19 protein-coding genes and 1 pseudogene are annotated in these 25,385 nt (G+C 39.9%); 6 read left to right on the top strand and 14 right to left on the bottom strand.

What is annotated here, in order from left to right:
• Nucleotides 1–28: 28 nt before the first annotated feature.
• The 3 genes from GJB62_RS03670 to GJB62_RS03660 form a co-directional block, all read right to left on the bottom strand.
• The gene (locus GJB62_RS03670) at nucleotides 29–700 is read right to left on the bottom strand and encodes a Coq4 family protein (protein ID WP_114083623.1); all 672 of its coding nucleotides are present in this window, start codon (nucleotides 698–700) and stop codon (nucleotides 29–31) included.
• A gap of 543 nt (nucleotides 701–1,243) precedes the next feature.
• Nucleotides 1,244–2,827, bottom strand: coding sequence for an alpha-amylase family glycosyl hydrolase (locus GJB62_RS03665; protein ID WP_114083624.1), 1,584 nt, complete (start codon nucleotides 2,825–2,827; stop codon nucleotides 1,244–1,246).
• Between the two features lie 453 nt (nucleotides 2,828–3,280).
• The gene (locus GJB62_RS03660; protein WP_114083625.1) at nucleotides 3,281–5,131 is read right to left on the bottom strand and encodes an adenylate/guanylate cyclase domain-containing protein; all 1,851 of its coding nucleotides are present in this window, start codon (nucleotides 5,129–5,131) and stop codon (nucleotides 3,281–3,283) included.
• Between the two features lie 308 nt (nucleotides 5,132–5,439).
• Here GJB62_RS03660 and GJB62_RS03655 point away from each other — a divergent pair, with 308 nt between their 5' ends.
• Both GJB62_RS03655 and GJB62_RS03650 read left to right on the top strand, forming a co-directional pair.
• Complete coding sequence (locus tag GJB62_RS03655; protein WP_159402446.1) at nucleotides 5,440–6,432, top strand: AAA family ATPase; 993 nt, start codon at nucleotides 5,440–5,442, stop codon at nucleotides 6,430–6,432.
• A 536-nt stretch (nucleotides 6,433–6,968) separates the two neighbouring features.
• On the top strand, nucleotides 6,969–10,670 hold the full coding sequence (locus GJB62_RS03650) for a PAS domain S-box protein (RefSeq protein ID WP_114083626.1): 3,702 nt from the start codon (nucleotides 6,969–6,971) through the stop codon (nucleotides 10,668–10,670).
• Between the two features lie 112 nt (nucleotides 10,671–10,782).
• Here the strand turns inward: GJB62_RS03650 and hypB are convergent, their stop codons facing one another.
• The 11 genes from hypB to GJB62_RS03595 all read right to left on the bottom strand — a co-directional run bounded on the left by hypB (nucleotide 10,783) and on the right by GJB62_RS03595 (nucleotide 21,732).
• Nucleotides 10,783–11,604 (bottom strand): hydrogenase nickel incorporation protein HypB, encoded by an 822-nt coding sequence (gene hypB / locus GJB62_RS03645; RefSeq protein ID WP_114083627.1) that lies wholly within the window; start codon nucleotides 11,602–11,604, stop codon nucleotides 10,783–10,785.
• Nucleotides 11,595–11,936: a hydrogenase maturation nickel metallochaperone HypA gene (hypA, locus tag GJB62_RS03640; RefSeq protein ID WP_114083628.1), complete on the bottom strand. Its 342-nt coding sequence runs from the start codon at nucleotides 11,934–11,936 to the stop codon at nucleotides 11,595–11,597. The genes hypB and hypA overlap by 10 nt, the downstream gene beginning before the upstream one ends.
• A 19-nt stretch (nucleotides 11,937–11,955) precedes the next feature.
• Complete coding sequence (gene hypE, locus GJB62_RS03635; RefSeq protein WP_114083629.1) at nucleotides 11,956–13,059, bottom strand: hydrogenase expression/formation protein HypE; 1,104 nt, start codon at nucleotides 13,057–13,059, stop codon at nucleotides 11,956–11,958.
• A gap of 57 nt (nucleotides 13,060–13,116) precedes the next feature.
• Nucleotides 13,117–14,295 (bottom strand): hydrogenase formation protein HypD, encoded by a 1,179-nt coding sequence (gene hypD / locus GJB62_RS03630; protein WP_114083630.1) that lies wholly within the window; start codon nucleotides 14,293–14,295, stop codon nucleotides 13,117–13,119.
• A 146-nt stretch (nucleotides 14,296–14,441) separates the two neighbouring features.
• Nucleotides 14,442–14,702, bottom strand: a complete 261-nt coding sequence (locus GJB62_RS03625; protein ID WP_114083631.1) for a HypC/HybG/HupF family hydrogenase formation chaperone — start codon at nucleotides 14,700–14,702, stop codon at nucleotides 14,442–14,444.
• Between the two features lie 74 nt (nucleotides 14,703–14,776).
• Nucleotides 14,777–17,128, bottom strand: coding sequence for a carbamoyltransferase HypF (hypF, locus tag GJB62_RS03620; protein ID WP_114083632.1), 2,352 nt, complete (start codon nucleotides 17,126–17,128; stop codon nucleotides 14,777–14,779).
• A gap of 79 nt (nucleotides 17,129–17,207) precedes the next feature.
• Nucleotides 17,208–18,434: a hypothetical protein gene (locus tag GJB62_RS03615; protein ID WP_245246088.1), complete on the bottom strand. Its 1,227-nt coding sequence runs from the start codon at nucleotides 18,432–18,434 to the stop codon at nucleotides 17,208–17,210.
• A 792-nt stretch (nucleotides 18,435–19,226) separates the two neighbouring features.
• Nucleotides 19,227–20,072: a NifU family protein gene (locus tag GJB62_RS03610; RefSeq protein ID WP_114083633.1), complete on the bottom strand. Its 846-nt coding sequence runs from the start codon at nucleotides 20,070–20,072 to the stop codon at nucleotides 19,227–19,229.
• Between the two features lie 70 nt (nucleotides 20,073–20,142).
• Nucleotides 20,143–20,367 carry a hypothetical protein gene (locus GJB62_RS03605; RefSeq protein WP_114083634.1) on the bottom strand — a complete coding sequence of 75 codons (225 nt, stop codon included), beginning with the start codon at nucleotides 20,365–20,367 and terminating at the stop codon, nucleotides 20,143–20,145.
• An 8-nt stretch (nucleotides 20,368–20,375) separates the two neighbouring features.
• The gene (locus GJB62_RS03600; protein WP_114083635.1) at nucleotides 20,376–20,642 is read right to left on the bottom strand and encodes a hypothetical protein; all 267 of its coding nucleotides are present in this window, start codon (nucleotides 20,640–20,642) and stop codon (nucleotides 20,376–20,378) included.
• A gap of 121 nt (nucleotides 20,643–20,763) precedes the next feature.
• Nucleotides 20,764–21,732 (bottom strand): hypothetical protein, encoded by a 969-nt coding sequence (locus GJB62_RS03595; protein WP_114083636.1) that lies wholly within the window; start codon nucleotides 21,730–21,732, stop codon nucleotides 20,764–20,766.
• A gap of 815 nt (nucleotides 21,733–22,547) precedes the next feature.
• Between GJB62_RS03595 and GJB62_RS03590 the strand changes: the two genes are divergently transcribed.
• The 4 genes and pseudogenes from GJB62_RS03590 to GJB62_RS03575 all read left to right on the top strand — a co-directional run bounded on the left by GJB62_RS03590 (nucleotide 22,548) and on the right by GJB62_RS03575 (nucleotide 25,337).
• Nucleotides 22,548–23,510, top strand: coding sequence for a hydrogenase small subunit (locus GJB62_RS03590; RefSeq protein ID WP_114083637.1), 963 nt, complete (start codon nucleotides 22,548–22,550; stop codon nucleotides 23,508–23,510).
• Nucleotides 23,511–23,788: 278 nt separating this feature from the next.
• Nucleotides 23,789–24,298: pseudogene (locus GJB62_RS03585) on the top strand (nickel-dependent hydrogenase large subunit); the annotation flags it as partial.
• Between the two features lie 476 nt (nucleotides 24,299–24,774).
• Nucleotides 24,775–25,005, top strand: coding sequence for a DUF433 domain-containing protein (locus tag GJB62_RS03580; protein ID WP_114083639.1), 231 nt, complete (start codon nucleotides 24,775–24,777; stop codon nucleotides 25,003–25,005).
• Nucleotides 25,002–25,337 carry a DUF5615 family PIN-like protein gene (locus tag GJB62_RS03575; protein WP_114083640.1) on the top strand — a complete coding sequence of 112 codons (336 nt, stop codon included), beginning with the start codon at nucleotides 25,002–25,004 and terminating at the stop codon, nucleotides 25,335–25,337. Before GJB62_RS03580 ends, GJB62_RS03575 begins: the two co-directional genes overlap by 4 nt.
• The last annotated feature ends 48 nt before the right edge of the window (nucleotides 25,338–25,385 follow it).

Below are 25,385 nucleotides of genomic sequence, written 5' to 3'. Positions count from 1 at the left end.
TATCAAAGCTGCTCTCAAAATAGCACTTTTACAGAATAGAATTCACTCCCAGACGCTCACGAATTTCGCTGACTTGTACATCCCAAAGTTGATCCCATTTTTGCGCGATCAACTTGCCTGGAGTATGAGAACCCACCCTGTAGCCACGAGATATTTCTGTCATTAAATCTTTAAAATTATTAGGTTGATAAAGACTAATCATCACCATACCAAAACTCAAAAGCATGACGCTGATGGGAATTGGAGTCTGAGCTAAGAAAAAAGCTTGTAGACCAATTTCACCAATTCCATTTGTGTCAAATCCAGCGACTACATGATATATGTCATGGGTGGATCTCCAAAGCATTTTGAGATAGGAAATATCATCAACGACAGGAACTTTTTTGTAAAAATAGGGATCGAATCCTCTAGCTTTCATTTCTCTAGCATAAACATGACCTAAAGTTCCCTCTGGGAGTTTACCTAAATCATCTAAATTGAAAGGGGCCGGTAGCCAGCGTTCTGAAAACAAGGCATTGACTTCAGGGATTTTTTTTAATTCATCAACAGCTAACTGTGCCATTTGTGTTTGGTCGAGTGCGTCCTCGAAGTCAAATACTCTATCAGTATTACCATCTCCAAATTTTAGGGAACTAGATGCCAGGAATTGAATGTAAGCAAGGAGTCCTTTATCGTTGTTGTAAGTAATTACATTCTCCATAGTAATTCTCTGCTTTGAGATATAATTTTGCTAATTGAAATCTGAGTCTTCAATATTGGAATATATTTATCCAGGTTTTCATGAATCTTCAGAGGTATTTAGCGAAACTTTTTGCTATAAATATATCTCATTAAAAAATTGACTTTGACAAATATTTTTAGATTTTACTAAACCCTATTAGATTAAAAAAAGTTAATAAAATAGGAGTCAGAATACAGAATTCAGAATTCAGAATACTCTACCCATAAAGGGATAGAGTTTTAAGGCGATTTTAATTTTTTTCGCCCACCATTCCACTCGCTTTTAACCAATATTCAGACGCTCGCAAACTCACTAATGCTGCGCTATCATCCACTCGTACAGAATTCAATTCTGTTAGCGGTAGCGGGGCGTTTAGCCCATTCTGACTCCTGAGTTCTGAATTCTTCTTATAAAAATTAGAACATAGATATTTAGTAATTTCAGGGGCAAAGCTTCTGGTAAAAGGTTATAAATTTAAACCAGGTTTTTATCTCAAAGCTTTGCCCAAAAGCTAATGTTTGCTTACGCTAAAATCACCATTCCCGAAGGAGGCAAATCAATTCGCACAGTTGCGCGACGGTCGTTATGATGTTGTACGGCTACAGTTTGATCGCGGGGTGGGTGACGTAAATATGAATCGCTCCAATCGCTTTTGTATAAAAAGGTCATGGTCGAGTCTTGGGGATGTATATAAGTATCTACTGTGACTTCTGCACCGCGATTTTCTAAGCCGTTGGTATTTAGTACCATCAGCACTTCTGTGTCAAATAAAGTCTGTGACCAAGCAACTAATTCGCCTTGTCCTGGAATCGAGAAAGGGGAATTACAAAAAGATGTTTCGCGTAGGTAGTGATGTCCACGGCGCAATGCTTTACCAATTTTATCGTGACTGTTGCGAATCCGCGCGATCGCAGCTATCCGCAAATAGGTAGGATGGTCGATATCGAAAAAATGACAGTCTGCTGTTTGAAATGCGCCAAAAGCACCGCCAAACATTGCTTCTTTGATATATCTATCTTCCGCAAACCTTCCGCCTTCTATGCTGTAATCGTGATAACCTTCATTTCCATCAAAAGCCTGCTCTGTTCCATAATAAATAGCAGGAATTCCTGGCATGGTTAATTGCACACCAACAGCATGAGCAACTTGCTCATAGAGATTAGGTACATTACTGTATGCGGCAAATCGCTGCTTATTAGTCCGGGATGACATCTCATAGTCATCCAAAATGGAGACATGATATGTCCCAATTTGGCGGTATTCTCCAGCGAGATTGTTTTCGCTATACAAATCGAAAAATTGCTTGGGGTGTACTAACCCTTTGGCGAATGCAGCCAATTCATTAGGGGTCTGTGCAATGTCTAATACAGCACTAAGGTTGCGAGCAATAATGTCTATGTAAGCACCAGCCATACTACCGGAGGTTATTTCCCCAGTCAGTAAAAAGTTGTCTTTACCGATAGATTCGGCGTATTCACGGACAGCTGTGCAGAATTTGCGGGAATCTTCTGGAGAAACGTGCTTGAGGCTATCTATCCGCAAGCCGTCGCAGTCAGAAAGAGCAATCCAATATTGATAAACTCTAGCTAAAGCTGCAATTACATCATTTCTGTTAAACCAGTTATCAGCACTCTGGCTGTAAATTACATCTAGGATGACATACATCCTGCGATCGTGGGCAGCATCAATTAAATCTCTTAAATCTTGACGGGTGCCAAAGTGCGGGTCAATATCTAAAAATTCTTGAATGCGATCGCTATGGTAAGCTTCTAACTCAGAACGTTGCCGCCAAGGTGGATTAATCCACAGCGTTGTTACTCCCAATCGTTGCAAGTAGTCTAATTTACTCTTAATTCCTTTAAGATTACCACCAACAAATTTTGTCCCTGCTGCCATCCAGTTGGCTTTATCCTTAACCTGGAATTTTGCAAGATTGGTGTGGTCAAAAAGCTCCCTTTGGTTTTCATTATCGTCACTGAATCTATCTAATACCAATTGGTACAAAAACTGGTCGCGCCAACTGATAGGACTCGGATAAACTCTCCCTCGTGGTTTTAGGTCTGTTTCGGAGAGTTGCTGGGGTGTCAATTCTTCAACTTTAGCCATGAGGATTTACACACAGATAGGAAAATGGAAGTATGCATTTTAGATGTTAGAAAACATACTTTAAATTTTCATTAACCTGCGGGGGGATTTTGTAAATTAGCGACTTTATTTTTCGATGATAGATTTTAGTTTAAACGTAGATGTGCTTCTCTACGAGACGCTACGCGAAAGCTTTGCTGCCAGGCTAGGGGTGCAAAAAAGTGTGGAAGAACACAAAAAATACGGAGAGATAATAAATAGAGTTTTCACAAATACTTTAAGACTGCTATAGGACTCATATTTGATTTCTGAAAAAATTCAGTACAACTCAAAGAGCCTTCTTGACTATTGCCTATTGCCTCCTACACAAATAAGTTTAGAAATCAAAGACGCTCGATAGCGCAGCGTTAGCGACGCAGGAGCGTCTGACTCGCTACCGCTTCGCTATCGGATTGCTATATAGAATTAAAATTCTTAATTAGGTTTTTGAGAAATTATTTGATAAAGGTTATCAAACTGAGTTATGAGTGATGGAGGAACAGACGTAAAATGAATATAAAATTTTCCTTTAATTGTCGGTTTTTCTAAAACTTTGGCATAGATATCTTCACTGACTTGTGCTGATTTTTTAGATATGAAAAGATTTATTTTAAGATTAGTTAGCTTCGGTGGTACTTTACTGGGAATATCTACTTGTAATTCAGCTCCTTTTGCTGATAGTTTGACTAAACGCCCGTAAAAGATTGGATTACCCATTTGTTTTTCATCCAAAATAGTGTATAAAAGCGGAATCTCTTGAGGAACAGGTAAAAATAATTCTTCTTCTTTGGGTAAATAAAGATTGTATCTTCCACCCACACCATATACTTCGTAAATGGTAATTGTCTGGCTCACACCTTTTGGCTGAACTTGCTTTTGTCCGATAATTTTGATACTTGATCCGACTTCTTTAAAAGTCTGCTCGGAAATGAGAATTTGACCGCCACTAGTATATGACTCAATTCGATAAGTGAGATTTACTTGACTGCCGACAATTCCATATTTAGTTCGTTTCTCAGAACCAATATTGCCGACTATAACTTCACCTGTATTTATACCAATCCCCATTTCTAATGGTGGCCAGCCGAGAGCTTTCATTTTTTCATTAACGCCACCCATTGCTAACTGCATGGCACAGGCACAGGTAACTGCTCTGAGGGCATCATCTTCTTTAGCGATCGGGGCACCAAATAAGACCAGAATACCATCTCCCATAAACTCATCAATTGTGCCTTGGTAATGATTAATCACATCTGCCATGTATTCTAAATAGAGGTTGAGAATGTGAATAACTTCTTCTGGGGGAAAGCGTTCTGAGAGAGCGGTGAAGCCTCTTAAGTCAGAGGTGAGGATAGTAATTTTGCGGCGTTCACCACCAAGTTTTAATCCTTCCGGGCTTTCTAACAAGTTAGCAACAACCGTATCACTCAAATATCGTCCGAAAACTTGGCGAATTAATTGGTTTCTTTTTTCTAATTCAGTGTTGGCTTCTGCTAAATCTGTAGTTCGTTCTTTGATCCGATGCTCTAAATTTCTGCTGTTTTCTCGGAGTTTCCCAACAACGAGTGTCAATCCTGAAAGTCCTAAGACTGACATACCGCCTAACATGGCGAAGGTTCCTTGGAGACTTTGATTGGTCTTGGTTACTAAATTATCGAGAGATTGAGATATCTCCCAAGCTCCAGCAACATCTCCTACTTCCCAGTTTTTCTTTGGACTAGTAGCATCTGTGTTATGACAAGTTACACAACTTGCTTTCATGATGCTAGCTTGTGCATAACGTAAGGTGGTGTTTCCATTTTTCTTCTCAAGGCGATAGAATTTTTGACGAGGGTTTTCTTTCAAGAAGTTGAGTGCATCGCGCTCAAATTCGTCTCTTGCTCCCCCTTTCGTGCGCCAAGGATATGGATAGTTACTATATAGTCGTACAGACATTTCGGCATTTTTTTCACTAATTTGCTCACCAAGTTCGATCGCAAAAGTTGAGGGTAGGGGGATTGCGCCTTTGGTATTGAGGTAAGCGTGGGTGACGGTAATTCCAGGTATAACTTTAGCTCGCTCTGCGGCGGCGGCGCTGTAGAGGTCAAAAGCTTGAGTTAATGATTGAATATTCAAGGCAGCATTTTGCACTGCTTGAGCTTCAATCAAGCTCGATGAAAGCGCAGACATATTAGAAATTGCGATCGCGATCGCTGCACATAACATCAGCGTGAGTACGAGAGTAATTCTCTGTAACAGTAAACGTAAAAGCGATTGCCAAATTCGATTAATTAATAACTGAATCATTCGAAAAACTGCTTTTTACTAGTTAAAAATTTTGCAAAATCTAGAAAATATTAAAATAATTTGTAATTTTTAATCCGTAATTAAGTTTTGCAACGGTGAGAAAGACAATATTTACAAAACTTGCTGATGACAAACCAGGAGCTTAAACCCCTAAAATTTGTTAACGTCTTGGTTTCTTTCTCAACGGCAAAGCCTTGTGTAAAGAATTTGTAAAATATTGCATATTGTTTTTGCTATTATCTGATAAATGAATTATGCCATTCTAATTATAAAATTTAAAGTGCATTTAACTTTTGTCAATTGCAGCAATGGATATTGATCAAGCACTCGCATTTACAGACGCTCTTGTTTTTGCCAAGTCAAGAGTTCATTTAAGCGATCTCCAACAAGCCATGTTGCGTGAGTCTTGGTCTTTGGAACGCCAAAGTTACGATCGCATTGCCGATATTTATGGCTATTCTCCAACTTACTTAAAACATGATGTTGGCCCCAAGCTATGGAAACTCCTCTCAGAAGTGTTAGGAGAAAAAGTTAATAAAACAAGTTTTAGAACAGCAATTGAGCGAGCGACGGCACAATCAAACCAATACATTGAAGAAAAAACGCGAGTAAAATTTACTGATAATCTGCTAGTTGCAGAAGCGCAAACTTACTATCAAGATTGGGGAGATGCAATCGATGTTGATTTTTTCTACGGAAGACAAGCAGAACTAGCTCAGTTACAGCAGTGGATTTTGGTTGACCAGTGTCGTCTTGTGGCTGTGTCAGGAATGGGTGGGATGGGAAAGACTTCTCTCTCTATCAAGCTGGCGCAACAATTACAGAGTGAAGTCCAGGCGATCGCTTTTAGTCCAGATGGGCAAATTCTCAGTAGCGCTAGTGAAGATGAAACAGTGCGCCTGTGGTCAGTTGATACAGGTGAATGTCTGAATATTTTTGAGGGACACAGTAATAGTGCTTGGTCAGTCGCCTTTAGTCCAGAAGGTGATATTTTGGCAAGTAGCAGCTTAGATCAAACAGTGAGAATTTGGGATAGGCATACAGGAGTTTGCCTGAAAGTGCTGCCTGTCATGCCTCATGCGATGCGATCGGCGATCGCATTTGGTAAATCTACAGAACATTATGCGATCGCTAGCGGCAGCCAAAACGGGACTATTCAGATTTGGGATGCCCAAACGGGTAAATGTTTGAAAATACTGAATCCTGACAGACCTTATCAAAGAAGTAATATTACAGGCGTAACAGGAATCACGATAGCTCAAAAAGATGTTCTAAAAGCGTTAGGTGCCTTCGAGATTTAATTCAGGACTTACGCAAACAATAGTCATAACGGGGGGCAATTCATTAATTGCCCCGTTTTGCTTGTCCTGACAATTCAGATCGTGAGCATCCACTTTTGGAAGAAATTTACTCAAAAATTACCCAAATCAATTCATGTAGTCACGAGCAAAGGTTTTATGCTTAACCTCAGAGCTTTTATCTTTGTCTTTACCTTATATAGGCACTTTTGTAATTAACAAGTTAGGCTATATAATCAATCTAATACATTTTTATAAGAAAGTTATCAAATTACAAAAAACTATTTAAGTACATTAGGAGTCGTGAAATAACTTCTCTTTTGAAAAAAATAACCTTGATTAGTAGGGGTTCAGCGATTAAAAAAGGTAATTTATTCGTGTGGGGTTCCTTAGCAAAAATTTAAAATCATAACTTTGATTAAACCAGAAAGCTAAATTTTGTCAAAATGGCTTGAAGATTGATAAATTTTAAGCTTATTTTGTCATTCTCTGATTTTTGAAATCAATTCTTTAATTGCTTTAACCAACAGACTAAACTAATGCGCTCACTTTCTCCTGTGGATTTACCTACTTTAGAGCAGATAGTTGAATATTCTCCTTTAACTGTATTACCTGATACCCCACTTATTGATGTTATTGCTCTAATGAATAGGGTAAACAGCAGTATAGTAGAGTCTAAGTTTGATTTTAGTAGTTGTGTTTTAGTAGTTGAAGAAACAAACTTAATAGGTATATTAACTCTACGGGATGTAATCCGCCTGACTGGGATGGGCAAAGATTTATCCAGTGTCAAAATCTCAGAGGTGATGACACAACCAGTCATCAGCTTGAGGTTGTCTCAGGCTCAAAATGCCCTTACAGCTTTATCTTTCATGCGTCAACATTGTATTCGCCATCTACCTGTAGTAGATGATCTTGGGCAATTGGTAGGCTTAATTACCCAAGACAGAATTCGTCAGGTTATCCAACCACTTCACCTGTTGAAATTGCGATGTGTGACGGAAGTAATGGTAACTGAAGTTATTCATGCTCTCCCGACTACATCTGTGCTGGAATTGTCTCAAATCATGAGCGATCGCCAGATCAGTTGTGTGGTAATTGTCGCCGAACAGAAGACGAAATTGATCCCGGTGGGGATGATTACTGAAAAAGATATTATTAAATTCCATTTACAGGGACTAGATATAGCCCAAACCCAGGCGCAAGATGTGATGAGTACCCCTGTATTAAGCATCACTCCCACTGAATCTTTATGGACTGTTCACCAGTTGATGCAAGAGCGAAAGGTGCGGCGATTAACCGTAGTTGGAGAACAAAGCGAACTGCAAGGACTGGTGACACAAACTAATCTCCTGCAAGTGCTTGATCCCCTAGAAATAGACAGGGTAATTCAAGTTTTGCAAGCAAAAGTTGAGGAACAAACAGTTAAACTTAGGCAATGCAACCAGCAGTTAGAACAGGAAGTTAAACAACGCCGCCAAGCTCAACAAGAATTAGAGTTACGGGTGGCAGAGCGTACAGCTGAACTACTGCAAGCAAATGTACGTTTGATACGGGAAATTGAGGAGCGCAAACAGACTGAAATAGCACTCCAGCAGCGTGAAAATCAGTGGAAAGCTCTTTTTGATCATGCTCTTGATGCGATCGCTATTACCGATGACGAGGGGCGCTATATAGAGGTCAATCCAGCAGCCTGTAAGCTGTTTGGTGTATCGAAGGAAGAACTGTTAGGTTCCACAATCGCGGATTTTGCAGCCCCCGAATTTGATTTTACCCAAGCTTGGCAAGAGTTCTACAAACAAGGACAAATGTTTGGTGAGTTTGACTTATATTGTCCCGATGGCACAGTGCGAGAAACTGAATTTGCGGCGGTTGCCAATTTTATACCACATCGTCATCTTTCAATACTGCGGGATGTGAGCGATCGCCAAGCCGCACTACGCGATCATAAACAAGCTGAGGAAACCCTCAGAGAAAGCGAGCAACGGTTACAACTGGCGCTTAGTGTTGGTAAAATTGGCCCTTGGGAATGGAATCTAAAAACCAATCAGGTTATCTGGTCTGAGAGTTTGTTTACTTTATTTGGTCTAACTCCTGATAACTTTGATGTCAGCTATGAAAATTTTTTAAATCTCATTGTCCATCCTGAAGACCGCGAATTGCTGCATGAATCTGTTTTGCGAGCAATTGACCAGCAAGTACCCCATAATCTCGAATTCCGGTTTATTTACCCAGATGGCACAGTTGGTTGGTCAGTATGCAAGGGTCAAGTATTGTATGATGACACCACCAATGAGCCACTCCAGATGATTGGGGTGAATATAGATATTACTGAGCGCAAACAAGCGGAACTTGAAATCCGTAAATTTGTTTCTCTGACCGATAACAGCACAGAATTTATCGGTATGTGTGATATGAATTTTGTGCCATTCTATTTGAACCCGGCGGGTATGCAACTAGTCGGGCTGAATGACACTCAGCAATATAGAGAAACGCCAGTCAGGGAATTTTTCTTTCCCGAAGATCAGGACTTTATCATCAATGAATTTTTCCCGCGTGTTTTGCGTGAGGGACGGGCGGAAGTAGAAATTCGTTTCCGTCATTTCCAGACGGGAGAAGCATTATGGATGGTTTACAGCGTTTCTTGCGTCAAAGACATCAACGACCAGCTAATTGGTCTGGCAGCCGTCAGCCGCAATATTAGCGATCGCAAGCTGGCCGAACAGAAAATTGCCGAACAAGCGGCCTTAATTGATATTGCTACCGATGCCATTTTTGTCCGCGATTTAGAAAACCGCATTCTGTTCTGGAGTCGAGGTGCTGAAAACTTATACGGTTGGACAGCAGAGGAAAGCATGGGGAAATTAGCCCATGAACTTTTCCAGGTAGAATCCTTGTCTCAACTAGCAGCAGGTTTAAAAACCACTCTCGAACAAGGTTCTTGGCAAGGGGAGTTAGAAAAAACCACCAAAACTGGGAGAAAAATTATCGTTGCTAGTCGGTGGACACTGGTACACAATCAATTTGGACAAAGCCAATCTATCTTATCAGTCAACACCGACATCACCGAGAAAAAACAACTAGAGCAACAATTTTACCGCGCTCAACGCTTGGAGAGTGTAGGAATTCTAGCCAGTGGCATTGCTCACGACCTCAACAACGTCTTTGCTCCCATAATCATGATTGCCCAATTGCTGCCTTTGAGATGCAAAAATGTGGATGCGCGGACTCAAGAACTGTTCAAAACACTAGAAAATAGCTCGCAGCGTGGAGCGAACTTAGTTAAACAAATTCTCGCCTTTACCCGTGGTACAGAAGGGAAGCGCATCTTGTTGCAACCTGGGCATTTGCTCCAAGAATTGGTCAAAGTCATCAAACAGACATTTCCTAAATCTATTGAAATTGTTAATGACATTCCCATAAACACATTATGGATGGTGCAAGCCGATCCCACCCAACTAGAACAGGTATTTATGAACTTGGCAGTCAATGCCCGTGACGCTATGCCCAATGACGGTATGCTCACAATTAATGCCGAAAACCGGATGATTGACGAAACAAACGCCCGAATGCACCTGGACGCGAAAGCCGGAGGCTACATCGTTGTTACCGTCTCAGATACAGGGACGGGAATCCCTCCAGAATTCTTAGAGCGCATATTTGATCCCTTTTTTACAACTAAAGAAGTTGGTAAAGGTACAGGGCTAGGACTGTCAACAGTTTTAGGTATCGTCAAAAACCACGGTGGTTTTGTGGAAGTATCAACTCAGGTAGGTAAAGGGACACAATTTCAGGTATTTTTGCCCAGAGGAGAAGGCAAAGCAACCGAGACAATAACAAAGGCAGAATTACCTGAAGGTAATGGCGAATTGATTTTAGTTGTTGATGATGAAGACTTAGTAAAACAAACCAATCAGGAAACTTTAGAAGATTATAACTACAAAACCCTTGTAGCTAACGATGGCATCGAGGCGATCGCTTTGTATGCCCAGTATAAGGAACGAATTAGTGTAGTTTTGCTAGATATGTCCATGCCCAACATGGACGGATTAACAACTATCTCCATCCTGCGATCGCTCAACCCCAATATTAAGATTATTGCCACCAGTGGTTTACCGGCTAACGAGCAAAAGGCTATTGCCGTTGGTGCTGAAAAGTTTCTGTCTAAGCCTTACACAGCAACAGATTTATTGACTACTTTATCTGCTGTAATCGGTCATCCTGGGGAGCCTCAATCATAGGCAACTTACACTCAATTTTGACCACTTAATTTCGATTTACGCTGCCACTAATTCAGCTTTTTCCAGCAGTCATGGTGCGATCGCTAATAGTTAAACATGATAATCAAGTTAATTAGTTTACTACCTTTTCAGTTACCCATTTATACCAATTATCTAATCCTACACCAGTAGTTGCAGAAACCTGAAAAATCTGAATTTGGGGATTCACTTCTGTAGCATAAGCTATGCACTTTTTAACATCAAATTGCACATAAGGCAGCAAATCAATTTTGGTGAGAATCATTACATCACTAGCACGGAATATATGCGGGTATTTTATCGGCTTATCTTCTCCCTCTGTAACTGAGAGAATCACAACTTTTGCCCGTTCTCCTAAATCAAATAAGGCTGGACAAACCAAATTTCCGACATTTTCAATCATCACAACTGAATTTAGTGGCGGATTCAGTTGTTGTAAACCCCTATCTATCATTGATGCATCTAAATGACAGCCTGTTCCAGTATTGATTTGGATGACTTTAGAACCTGTTTCTTTAATTTTTTTGGCATCATTAGCAGTTTCTTGGTCGCCTTCAATGACACTAATAGATAATTTATGTTTTAAATCATTGATTGTTCGCGTTAAAAGAGTTGTTTTCCCAGCACCAGGAGAACTCATTAAATTTAAGGCGAGAATATTACGACCTTTAAACCATCCTCGATTTTGAGCAGCTATTAGGTTATTTTTTGCTAATATATCTTGTTCTAAAGATATCGTTGTATTATGTATTTTGGCATGGATTTGAGGTGCTTCTATATGAGTGTCATGACTGTGGGAGTGAGTGATGACAGTTCCATCTGGTAAAGTGTGAGTATGATTATGTTCCGCTTTATCTGTTTCTAAATTTGTAATTTTTATTTCGCCATCATCAGAACAACCGCAGGTTACACACATAATTCCTCGATTTCTATTTCTTTAATTTTCAGTTCTTCACCAGTAATTAAATCTAATTGCACGCTACCGCAGTTACAGATACCATAAGGTTTATCTAAATAGATTTCTGCACCGCATTGGCGACATCGCCCTAAGCCTGGGATTTCTAAAATTTCTAATGTCGCCCCTTCTAAAACTGTGCCTTGAGTGCAAATATCAAAACAAAATCGGATAGCGTCGGGCATAATGGCTGAAAGTTTGCCAATTTCTAATAAAACTCGTTGCACTTTTGTGCCTTTGGCGTGTTCAGTCACAATTGCCACAATATTTTGGGTAATTCCAAATTCGTGCATACTATAAATATATTAAAGATTAACAAATTCGTGGCAATTGGTCGCCTACTAACATATCAACAATCCTTTCAGCACCAAAAACTGTTTTTAACAATACGATACCTGGGGGTGAAGAAAGAACTTCGCCAATAATACAAGCATCTTTCCCTGCTGGGTGAGATTTCATAGCAGATAAAACGTTGTTAGCATTCTCTTTTGGAAGCACTACAACTAACTTACCTTCATTAGCTAAATACAATGGGTCTAAACCGAGAATTTCGCAAACTCCGTTGACTTCTTCCCGCACTGGAATAGATTCTTCAAAAAGACGAATTCCCACATTGGAACTGAGGGCAAATTCATTTAATACTGTGGCTAAACCACCGCGTGTAGCATCTCGCATAGCATGAACTTGTGGACATACATGGAGAATAGTTTCTACTAAACTATGCAACGACTGACAATCACTTTCAATATTAGTCTCTAAGGCTAACTCGCCACGGGCAATTAAAATTGCTGTCCCATGATTGCCTATTTCACCATTAATTATTACTGCATCTCCAGGTTTAATATTGTGAGCGGAAATGTTAACTCCCTGTGGGATGATACCAATACCAGCAGTATTAATAAAGAGTTTATCGGCAGCACCACGATGTACAACTTTTGTGTCACCAGTGACAACTTGAATACCCGCTTTTTCTGCGGCTGCTTTCATACTGTTCGCGACACGACGTAAGGTTTCTACAGGTAATCCTTCTTCTAAAATTACGCTGCAAGTTAGGTATAAAGGTTTCGCACCACTGACAGCTAAATCATTAACTGTACCGTTTATGGCTAATTCTCCTATATCACTACCGGGGAAAAATAACGGGTCTACAACATAAGAATCTGTTGTAAATGCGAGTCTGTCTCCTTGTTGGAGGAGAGGGGTTAAGTTGAAGCTGGCTTGGTCTTCTAATTGGGAAAGAATTGGATTATCAAAATTGCTGACAAAAATATCATCTATTAAATCGCGCATGGCTTTACCACCGCTACCATGTGCGAGAGTTATGTGAGTATCTTGTACTTTACTTTGGCGACGGCGGACTTGTTCTATTTTTTGGAATAGGGGATTTTGTATTGGGTTTGTGGGGGGGAAATTCATATTAAAATTTTTTAAACGCAAAGGAACGCAGAGGGAAGCGCAGAGGTACGCTGAGTATTATTCTGAGGAGAAGCCGCAGGCGGGGAGAGGTTCTTGAGTTATTTTTGGTTTTTGGGTAATTGTTCTTTTGGCGATGGTGGAGAGTCGTCCGTATTTGTAATAGGCTGCACAAGCGCCTTCGGAAGATACCATGCAAGTACCGATTGGTGTTTCTGGTGTGCAAGCTGTACCGAATACTTTACACTCCCAAGGCTTTAAGACTCCTTTGAGGATTTCTCCACATTTACAAGCTTTATGGTCGGCTACTTTGAGATTAGGAATGGTAAATTTAAGTTCGGCATCAAATTGGGCATATTCTGGTTTAATTTGTAATCCTGAATAGGGGATGTCACCTAAGCCGCGCCAATCAAAACTATCTCGCACGGCGAAAACTTTGTTTATGGCTTCTAGGGCTACTGTGTTTCCGCTTTTTTGGACAATTCGGTTATATTGATTTTCGACTTCGCAACGATTTTCTACTAACTGTTGCAATAGCATCCAAATTGATTGGAGAATATCTAAGGGTTCAAATCCTGAGACAACAATCGGTTTATTATATTGTTGGGAAATAAATTGGTATGGGTCGCTGCCTATCACCATACTGACATGACCAGGCCCAACAAATCCATCTAGTTGCAAGTCGGGATTATCTAATAGTGCTTTGAGGGCGGGAATCACAAGGACGTGATTGGAAAACATACTAAAGTTATGAATTTCTTCGGCTGCTGCTTGCAGAATGGTGAAGGCGGTGCTGGGGACTGTGGTTTCAAAGCCTAATGCGAAGAAGACTACTTCTTTGTCTGGGTTATCTCTGGCAATTTGTAGGCTGTCTAAGGGAGAGTACACCATACGGATGTCTGCGCCTTGTGCCCTGGCTTGGAGTAAACTCGTTTTGGAACCGGGAACTCGCATTGCGTCGCCAAAGGTGGCAAAAATGACGTTATGATTTTGAGAGATTGCGATCGCATCATCTAATCTCCCTTTTGGCATAACGCATACTGGACAACCAGGCCCATGAATTAGTTCAATGGTTTGGGGTAATATTTCTTCGATACCGTATTTAAATATGGAGTGGGTATGTCCGCCGCATACTTCCATGATTTTGATAGGTTTTTCTAGCTGGTGGCTTAATTTGATGATTTCGCGGCGGATGGCTTCAGCTTTTTCTGGTTCGCGGAATTCGTCAACATATTTCATAGGGATTGGGGAATAGTTAATTTCGCTTTTGTGGTAGGGAATTTTTTTAACGAACCGCAAAGGACGCAAAGAGCGCGAAGGAAGAAAGAGAAAGGAAGAAAGAGAGATGTTTTAAAGTCTTTGCTCTGCGTGAGAAAAAATATTATTTAAGTATTAATTCCTGATTGTGCTGCTGCTAATTCTTGAAGGAGTTGTAATGTTTCTGCTGCTTCTTGTTCGTTAATTCGATTCATAGCAAAGCCAACATGAACTAATACCCAATCGCCAATACAAGCTTCGGGCGGATGTTGTTCATCTACGATGCAGGCAATATTTACTTCGCGCTTCACACCACCAATGTTAACTAGGGCTAGTTTATGGTTAACGTTGGTAATTTCTATAATTTGTCCGGGGATTCCTAAACACATTTTTTTATTTTGAAGATAAACTAACCGCAGAGGCGCGGAGAACACAGAGAGAATTATTTGTCAGAAAAGGGTTGTCAAATATCAAGACTCATGTATTTCGCGGCTGCAATCACTGCTTGTCCTAGAGATAATCCGCCGTCGTTAGCTGGAACTAAGCTATGAGTTAATACTTTTATACCCAATGTTTCTAATCGTTTGCTAACTTGCTGTAACAATATACAATTTTGAAAGACTCCTCCTGTTAAAGCTACCTGATTAATCAGATTTTCTTGACAAAGGTGCTTAACCATTTCCACAATCGCATTAGCTAAACCTTTGTGAAATTTGGCAGCTATAACTGGTTGGGGAATCTGCTGTTGCAAGTCATAGAGTAAGGCTTGCCACATTGGGCGTAAGTCTATACAGTAAATACTATCTGAAAAGCTAAAACTAAAAGGGTATATTAGCGCTTCTTTATCATTATTTAAGCTACTAACATCTACTATAGCTTCCATTGCGATCGCAGCTTGTCCTTCATAGCTACATTCTTCAGGGCAAATACCGATAGCCGCCGCTACTGCATCGAACAACCGCCCCACTGAAGAAGCCGGAGGAGAGTTAATTTTTTTCTCTATAAGTTGATTGAGTAGTTTTAGTGGTTTTTTATTCAGCAATCTTACGATTTCTAAATCAGAATACTGTTGTTGGCAATCATCCCAAAGGTTAGCAGATATTAATTGGGCGTAGGTATTACGCCAAGGCTGATAAATTGCTTGTCCAGCACCAATCATTGCTACTGGTTTAAATGTTGCTAGTCGCTGAAATTTTCGATAATCCGCTAAAAGGAATTCTCCGCCCCAGAGTGTACCGTCATCACCGTAACCTAAACCATCTAAAGCAATGCCTAATACTGGAGGTGAATCTAAAGGAATCCCATTTTCTGCCATACAAGCAGCAATATGGGCGTGATGATGTTGGATTTGATGAATTGGAATTTGATTTGTATCTGCTAGTTCTTTACCAAGCTTGCTTGATATATACTCAGGATGTTTATCAATGGCGATTACTTCTGGTGTATGTTCAAATAAATTCAAGTATAAGTTTAAAGTCTCTTGATAAGCATTGAAAGCCGCAGCATTTTCTAAATCCCCTAGATGTTGAGATAGAATCGCTTCTCCTTCACGCAATAAGCAAAAAGTATTTTTTAACTCACTACCCATTGCTAAAATTTGCGGCACATTGTCAAATCCCGGCGGTAAGCTAATCGATGCTGGTGCATATCCTCTAGCACGGCGAATTGTTTGAACTTTATCGCCGATAACACGTACAACAGAATCATCTACCCGATTAATAATCTCTCGATTGTGAAAGAGAAAATAATCGGCGATTGTCCCTAATTTGTCTCTTGCTTCGTCATTATCAATACATTGTGGTTCATCGGCAAGATTACCACTTGTTATAATAATTGGGCGATTCATCCGCCGCAGAATTAAATGATGCAAAGGCGTATAAGGTAACATGAAGCCAAGGGTATTTTGCCCCGGTGCTACCGATGGTGCTACAAGTTTTTTACCTGTCGCTTGTAATAAAACAATTGGTGCAGCAGAACTTGTCAATAATTCTTTTTCTTTAGCGTTGACAGTACAATATTGTTCAATTATTTCAATATCTCGCGCCATTAAAGCAAATGGCTTGTGATAGCGCCTTTTGCGCTGACGCAGTTTTTGAACAACGGTTTCCTGAGTTGCATCGCAAGCTAAATGAATACCACTTAATCCTTTAATTGCGACAATCTCACCCTTTTGCAACAAGGTACAAACAGCATCCACATCATCTAGCATGGAAAACATGGAAGCAGTAACCGATTTACCATCAGCGCGTTCTAACCAAGCTGTGGGGCCGCAAACATGACAAGCTACAGGTTGGGCGTGAAAACGGCGGTTTTCAACATCGTGGTATTCCTTTGCACATTCGGGACATATAACAAACGCAGACATACTGGTATTGCATCTGTCATAAGGAATTGCACGAATAATACTCAGGCGAGGGCCGCAATGAGTGCAGTTAGTAAATGGGTAACGATAAAAGCGGCTAAAGGGGTCAAATATTTCTTGTTGGCATTGTAGACAAGTAGCTGCATCAGGGACAATTTCTGTTTTGATTGCATTATTGACACTATTAGAAATCACAAAATTATTAAAGCTAAATTCACCTTCGTAAGGAATTCTACTTAGCTGATTAATTTTTGCTAATGGTGGACATTCTGTTTGCAATCTGGCAACAAATTCTGTTAATGCTTCCTCATTACCAGATACCCGAATTAATACACCTTGCCCATCATTACAAACATCTCCATACAAACCGCAAGCTTTAGCAAGACGATATACAGTAGGGCGAAATCCTACTCCCTGAACAGTACCGCGAACTCTAATTTCTTCAATCGGCATAGAGACTTCCAAATAAAAAAATACTTAAAAAACTCTCTTCTCCTCATTCCTCTGTGTTCTCTGTGTCTCTGTGGTTCGTTTATTTCTTAGAAGTCCCATAATTAAACTGCCACAGCAATATTCGGTTATTCCCAGAATCAGCTATTACCAACCTATTGCCACAAATTTTTATCCCATAACACCAATTTAAACTATCTCGCTTAGGCAGTCCGAAATTACGATTTTCACCTTTACTTTGAAAATTTATTTGTCCTGCCAACCCATCTGCCATTACCCCTTGCAGTGATAAAATTGATTCTGGCTTTCTCCATCCTAACAAACGAGAATTCGCTGTATCTGCAACTACTAACCAATCGCCAGCCACTGCCACACCATAAGGCATACTCAAACTACTAGCGCTAGGCAAATAAACCCCTTGATTCATTTCCACAAAATCAAAGCTTTTTTGCCCTAAAACCACAGCACAAGGAGCATTATTTTCTGTTGGCATTCCCTGCCAAATCATCACTCGGTGATTACCTGCATCGCTGACAACCAAATTTTCTCCCCAAAAAGCGATGTCGTGACACCAACGCATACTCGCTGCGGTTGGAGAATCACCACCGTTTTCATTGCGAGATATCATATCTGGTTGCCCCAAAACTAAATCAGCAGGTTGACCATTTTCTGTTGGTAACTGATGCCAAATTAATAGTCTTCGATTACCAGTGTCAGCAATAAATAGCCGTCCTTGATGATAGAAAACACCATAAGGCCAGTGCATTGTACTAGCAGATGCTTGTTGATTACCTCGATTTGGTTCATTATCAGTAAAACTAACTTGCCCTAACACCAAATCTGCTGGAACATTATTATCTTCTGGTAAGTTTTTCCAAATCAAAACCCGATGATTCCAAGCATCGGCGACAGCTAACCCTTCGCCGCAAGCACAAATTCCTGTTGGTACACTTAAGGTTGCCTTTCCCGGTGTAGTTTTAGCATTTTGTCCTTCATGATAAAAGTCAGGCTGTCCAATTACCCAATCAGCCGGTTGACTATCTCTCGTGGGTAAATTCTTCCATCCTAATAATCGATGATGTCCTGTATCTGATACCCATAATGGGCCAGTTTCTGATAACAAACAAGCACCACGAGGCCCAAACATTGTTGTGGCATTGGGCGCTACAGGTATAACTAATTGTTCGGGTTCAATAATGTTGCCTAAAATTACCTCCGCACCTTGAGGTGATAGAGGTAAATCTTGAGAATTTTCTGTTGCTTCTAGCGGTAATTGTGATATGGGATTACTTATGATTGGGATATCCATGAACCGCAGATAGAGGCTGATAATTATTTAAAAACATTAATGTTGATTAGCATGTAACAACAGTAACGGTTTTGCATTATGCTTTTTTCAAATTTAGTTAAAATCTCTAATCAACTTCTGTATTAATCAAGCTAAAAAAAATCAAGATAGCCTTTAGAGGATGTTTTAAAAGTCCTATTCTCGGTATTAAATAGTTTTAGATCCCCCTAAATCCCCCTTAAAAAGGGGGACTTTGATTCTGGTTCCCCCTTTTTTAAGGCTAGGGGGGATCTAAAAGTGCCTAAAGTCACAGCAAAATACTTTTTAAATAACCTTTTTGTAACTTTTATTACATCAGGAATCTTTGGCATGACTGCGCGATTTACTGAAATGAAAAAGCAAACTGGGGTTTGAGAAAGTAAAAGCTTATTTTACTTGCGGAAAACACTAAAATGAGTAAGTCAAATGACCTTTTGCTTGCGGAAACCACCAAAATGAGTAAGCAAACTGGAGTTTGAATAAGTAAAAGCTCATTTGGCTTGTGGAAAACACTAAAATGAATAAGCAAACTGAGGTTTGAATAAGTCAAATGACCTTTTGAGAAAGTAATATGCCCTTTTACTTTCTCAAAACACTAAAATCAATACCCGAATTACACAAATGAGAATGAATTTAGGGATATTGAGAAAGTACTCAGGCATTTTGCTTGCACAAAATACTAAAATGAATGTGCGAACTACTGAAATGAAAAAGCAAATTAGCCGTGATTGATTAATTGCCAAGTAGATTTGCTGAAATCTTACCTTTGTATTATCATTTTTGTAGTTTTACAAAAACCTTATCTTCTTTTACCTTGACTGGATACGACTGAAGCGAAACATCAGGCACGGTTAAGCATTTACCTGTCTCTAATTTGTACTGGAATCCGTGGGCAGGACAGGTAATAATACCATTTTCGACTTTACCCTTTTCTAAGGGAGATCCTAAATGAGTACAAGCATTACGGTAACATTTAACTGTAACGCCTTGACGATTTAAAATTAGTGAAGTACCAGCAAGTTGTACTGCGACTACACTAAATTCAGGAACTTCATCAAGGGTCGCTACTTTCATCCAAGTACAAGTTATTTTTGTAGAGAATGGACTGATTAAACCAGAATTAGCGTTGTTAACAGCAGGACTATTATTGACTGCAACAACTTTAGTAATTTCAGGACAATGGTTTTTTATTGCCTGTTCTACTCCCTGAGATAAAGTCAAGGTAGAAGCCGGACAACTGCTGCAAGTTCCGATTAATTTGACTTCTACTGTATCTGGGGGCTTAATTGCCACTAATTCTACATCACCATCATGGCTTTTTAAACCTGGGCGAACTTCTTCAAGGGCTGCCTGAATGCGTTGTGAGAGTGGAGGTTTTGGTGGTTTGACTAACTCGTGATACAGTAGCACTGCATACACTAATTCATCTGCAACAGCATGACGCAAAGCTGGCATTGATTCTTGTTTTAGGCTTTTAATCAAATTAGTCAATGCAGCTTTATGCAAAGCTTCAATTGCTCTTTTAAGACCTACTGTTACACACCGTTGGCTTTCATCCCAATCGGATATAATTGCCTCAAAACGATTAATTTCCTGAATTAATTCTTCAAGATTTGTCATTTGTTATTTGTCATTCGTCATTTGTCATTTGTCATTGGGCATTAAGTATTGCTTGTTTATCAATGACAATTCACTTGGTTTTAAAATCTTTGAAGAGAAATGGCATAATCATGCCTGTCACTAAGCTAGATAATATGATTGGTAGGTAGAAGGGAATGGGGGCTTGTGCAAGTGACACTAGCAGTAAAAAACCTACGGCAATACCAATAGTAGTTTGCTTGACAAAAAATATTGGATTGCGTATTAGCTTTCCTTTAAAAAATAATTTGGCAGATAACCATCCTAGCTCTAACATATTTTCTCCTAATAATTTGTCAAGAAATTCAAAGCAACAAGCCCTAAGAAGATGGCAGGAATTACACCCGCAGGGGCAAATAATGCACCAAGCATTGCTGAAAGCTGATATCCTATATCTTTACCAGCTAATAGCATTCCACCAATTGCACCGCCAACCATAGCCAAGGCTGTTGCTATAATTAGCCAGACTAATTCTGTTGCTATGTTAAGATCGCCATCTGCTAAACTTGTGAGAAAATTTATCAGATTTGGCATTGTTAAAATCTCTCTCATGCTGTTTTTTCCTCATTGTTTAAGTAAAGAGTTAAGAGTCAATTTAGATCCATAACCAATATGCTTGGGTTTTTGAGACGCGATAAATCGCCGTCTCTACAAGGGTTTTGGTCTATAACTCCTAACCCTTCATTTCTGCTTCTACATCTTGTAATGCTTGGACTACTACCTCTGCTTGTGCAATTTGTTGGTATTCCGTAAATATTTCTAAAGCAGTTTGATAGTAGATACGGGCTTGCAAAAGATTTTGAGGATTACCAGCTTCTGGTTTTTTGGGGTCGTCTGGTAAGTTGAATAGGGCGTTGGCTTTGTTGGAAATTGTGTTAGCGTACTCTAAAGGTGTATCTTTGGGATTACGCACTTTTAGCGCTTCGTCATAAGCTGCGATCGCACGTAAGTTATTCTCGACAGGATGGGAACTCACTAAATATTGCAAAGCGTTACCCAAATTATTTTGCAACATCGCATATTCTCTAGGATGGTCAATCAAAGTAATGTGCTTTAGCGCCACCTCAAATGATTGCACAGCTAACCCTTGACGCAAGTATTCCCGTTCCGATGCTAGGGGCATAGAAAGGTAAGCGATCGCAATATTGTTATACAAAATCGCGTATTCTTGGGGGTAATCCTCCCAAGTAAACACCCGCAAAGCCTCATGATAAGCCTGGATGCTGTCGGTTATCCGCGCCAAATTGAATGGCACTAGCGACTGCAACACCAGCCCAAAATTCATCTGCGTTTCTGCTACTTCCTCTGGCGTTGCTAATTGTTGTAAAATCGGTAATGCCTCTTCATAACCGACTTTAGCTTGCATCAACAGTTGGTAATCAGCATCCGGTATTGCCTGTAACGTTCCTGCCATCCCCACTTTCGCCCTGGCTTTCAGTAGGGGATACTCCTCACCACACATCTCATAGGCCCGGTAATATAAACCAACTGCATTCCGCAAGTCTTGGGCAGCTTTGGGCTTTTTTTGAAAACCCTGTGCTATCTCAATCAGCATTTGGATTTTTTCCTCTGCTGTGGCTGACTCTGAAGCAACAGCCGCTACCGCAGCCTTCACTGCTGAATCTGTAATGCTGGGGGTCATAACTCTGCCGTACTCTAGCCAATTGGGAATTGAGTCCAACACCCATGAATGAACGAGACACATTTACGCATCTCATCACGGGCCATACCGATTTACGCAGGCTTCGAGTCCTTTAGGCGGAATTCCCCTTTTGTCTGAAACTAGAGGCTAGGGATTAATGATGCTAGGGACTAGGAAAAATTTTCCCAATACCTAATACCTAATCCTCAATCCCCTAAATTGAGTGAATCAATTTTTTTACTATAAAACACTCTATTTCTAAAATTCTAGGGGGAAATTGCCAATATTAATGTCAGCTTTAAACACCTTACATTTTGATAAGGTGTTCTGTATCATGACCTGACACAACGCAGTTCTTCTATATTGAATTGATAACATCTTATATATTTAAGACCTAACTTTGTTATCAAAATATAACTATTGACTTTGAATTTAAAAATAAATTTATTTACTATTTACTTTTTTTGGTTAGCGGTGATATTTCTTAACGTACAAGACTTTCACTTTTAAAATATTAGCCCATTTATATATAAAAGTTGAGTTACGACTCTCTCAAAATGATTTAAAACAGCTATCTAAAATCAGTGTGCTTAGTTTATTATTCAAGCTTTTGTGAAAAATTCTGTTCTTGATACAACCTTGTAAGCAATCTTAAGTACATTTAAATTCTTAGCAATGATTAATTTTTATTTAATAAAAGATAATTCAATAGAAAATCCACTAATATAAATAAATAAATATTGATAAATACGTGAGACTCTACAAGCATTATTTACTAAGTCACGTATCGCAAACAATACAAAAACACCTAGCCGATGACTAATGTACTATGGCTACAAGGTGGTGCTTGTTCAGGCAACACCATGTCATTTCTCAACGCTGAAGAACCGACAGTCTGCGATTTAATTGCCGACTTTGGTATCAATATACTTTGGCATCCTTCCTTGGGGCTGGAACTAGGCAACGATTTACAAACACTGCTACGGAATTGTATTTCTGGCACAATTCCTTTAGATATCTTGGTATTTGAAGGCAGTGTTGTTAACGCCCCCAACGGTACTGGCGAATGGAATCGGTTTGCCGATCGCGCCATGAAAGATTGGTTAGCAGACCTCGCCAAAGTTGCTAAATTTATCGTCGCGGTAGGAGACTGTGCAACCTGGGGAGGAATTCCCGCTATGTCACCCAACCCTAGCGAATCGGAAGGTTTACAATTTCTCAAACGTCAAGAAGGCGGCTTTTTGGGGAAAGATTTCGTATCGCAAGCCGGATTACCTGTAATTAATATACCTGGATGTCCCGCCCATCCCGACTGGATTACGCAGATATTAGTTGCGATCGCTACTGGACGCATAGCAGACATTGCTTTTGATGAACTAAATCGTCCCCAAACCTTCTTCAACACCTATACCCAAACAGGTTGTACCCGCAACATCCACTTTGCCTACAAAGCATCAACCGCCGAATTTGGTCAGCGCAAAGGCTGTCTATTTTATGACTTGGGTTGTCGCGGCCCCATGACGCATTCTTCCTGCAACCGCATCTTATGGAACCGCGTCTCATCCAAAACCCGCGCTGGGATGCCTTGTTTAGGTTGCACAGAACCAGAATTTCCCTTCTTTGACCTCAAACCAGGAACCGTATTTAAAACCCAAACAGTAATGGGAGTTCCCAAAGAATTACCGCCAGGGGTGAACAAAAAAGACTACGCCTTACTAACAATGGTTGCCAAAGACGCAGCACCACCTTGGGCAGAAGAAGACTTTTTTACAGTTTAGTCATTAGTCATTGGTCATTAGTCATTTGTCCTTTGTGATTTGACCAATGACTATAACCTAATACAGTTCAGAATGAGCAACAAAACACTTGTAGAGACGGCGATTTATCGCGTCTTGAAAACCCAAGCGTATTAGACTATAACCTTTCACACTCCCATCAACGATAAATCAAGGGTTTCGACCATTTTGCAGGAGAGGCGAGTGAATAATTACCAATGACAAATGACCAATGACAAATGACAAATGACAAATAACAAATGACAAAGGACAAATGACAAATGACAATTCAATCATTAGATATATCGCCCGTCGGTAGAGTTGAAGGCGATTTAGATGTTCGAGTTGATATTGAACATGGAAGAGTAGTCAACGCCTGGACACACGCGGAACTATTTCGCGGATTTGAAGTTATCCTACGCGGTAAAGACCCCCAAGCCGGATTAATTGTCACGCCTCGCATTTGCGGAATTTGCGGCGGTTCTCACCTGACATCTGCATCTTGGGCATTAGATACAGCTTGGGAAACAGAAGTTCCTCGCAATGCAATTTTAGCGAGGAATCTTGGTCAAATTGTCGAGACAATTCAAAGCATCCCCCGCTATTTTTATGGTTTGTTTGCTATTGACTTAACCAATAAAAAATACCGCAATAGTCGCTATTATGAGGAAGCTGTGAGACGCTTTGCCGCTTTCACTGGCAAATCTTACGAACTCGGCATAACAATTTCCGCTAAACCTGTAGAAATTTATGCACTATTGGGCGGACAATGGCCCCACAGCAGTTATATGGAAAGAAGTTGGGGAATTGCTTATATAGTAAGGATTTGCTAGGATATGTGTAATGATTCCCTGGTTTTTCCTTAAATTAAGCCATAAATCCACGGTCAGCCACACCATAAGCAAAGATAGCAAGCAGTAAATCCATTTATTTTTCTCTGTTAAAAGTTATTTGCTTTTCTCAGGCATTACCTAATTTTTCCCTAACCCTAGATTAGCGATCATAGTTAAGAAAGTCCAAGGCAAGTAGTTAAGTATAATTATTTTCTTTATATTGAAGTATAAAGCGGGATTTTTCTCAATATAAATACGTAAATAGTAATATCTGAGTTTAAACAATTACAGGTCAGCTTATGTATAGAAGTATTGATTTGTTTGGATATTGAGCGATCGCTTTTCTCAAAGATGTTTAACGGTGAAATTATTGAGTTTTTAGCAGAAATACATGGTACGATCAGATGAATTGGCAAAAATGCACTCGCCACATAATGAATTACAGAAACTATATCACAATTGAAGCGAATAAACGCGGTGGTAAGCCTTGTGTGCGTGGCTTGCGAATTACAGTTTATGAGGTACTTGAATACCTAGCTTCCGAGATGACCGAAGCAGAAATTCTTGATGATTTTCCCGATCTAACGCGAGAAGATTTAAAAGCTTGTATTGCTTATGCGGCTGACCGTGAACGTCGGCTTATGATTTCTCCATTATCAGCATGAAATTACTGTTTGATGAAAACTTATCCCCTAAATTACCCACTCGTTTGAGCGATCTTTTTCCAGACTCACTTCATGTTCGAGATATAGGCATGAAAGCAACAATAGACCCGATAGTTTGGAATTATGCAAAAGATAATGATTTGATGATCGTCTCGAAAGATGCTGATATGCACGATCTGAGTTTAGTGTTTGGAAATCCCCCAAAAGTCATCTGGCTTAGACTTGGAAACTGTTCTACCTTACAAGTTGAAAATTTACTGCGTCGGGAGTTCAGCACGATCAAATTATTTTATGAAGATGAAAATTCATCATTGCTTGCCCTCTCATTTTAACCTAGCGCAGTTAACGCAGTACAAGGTAAGTGGTTAAGTATAATTATT

This window comes from Nostoc sp. ATCC 53789, assembly GCF_009873495.1.
In the GTDB taxonomy this organism is placed as follows: domain Bacteria; phylum Cyanobacteriota; class Cyanobacteriia; order Cyanobacteriales; family Nostocaceae; genus Nostoc; species Nostoc muscorum_A.
This window is presented reverse-complemented; position numbering and strand designations above follow the sequence as displayed.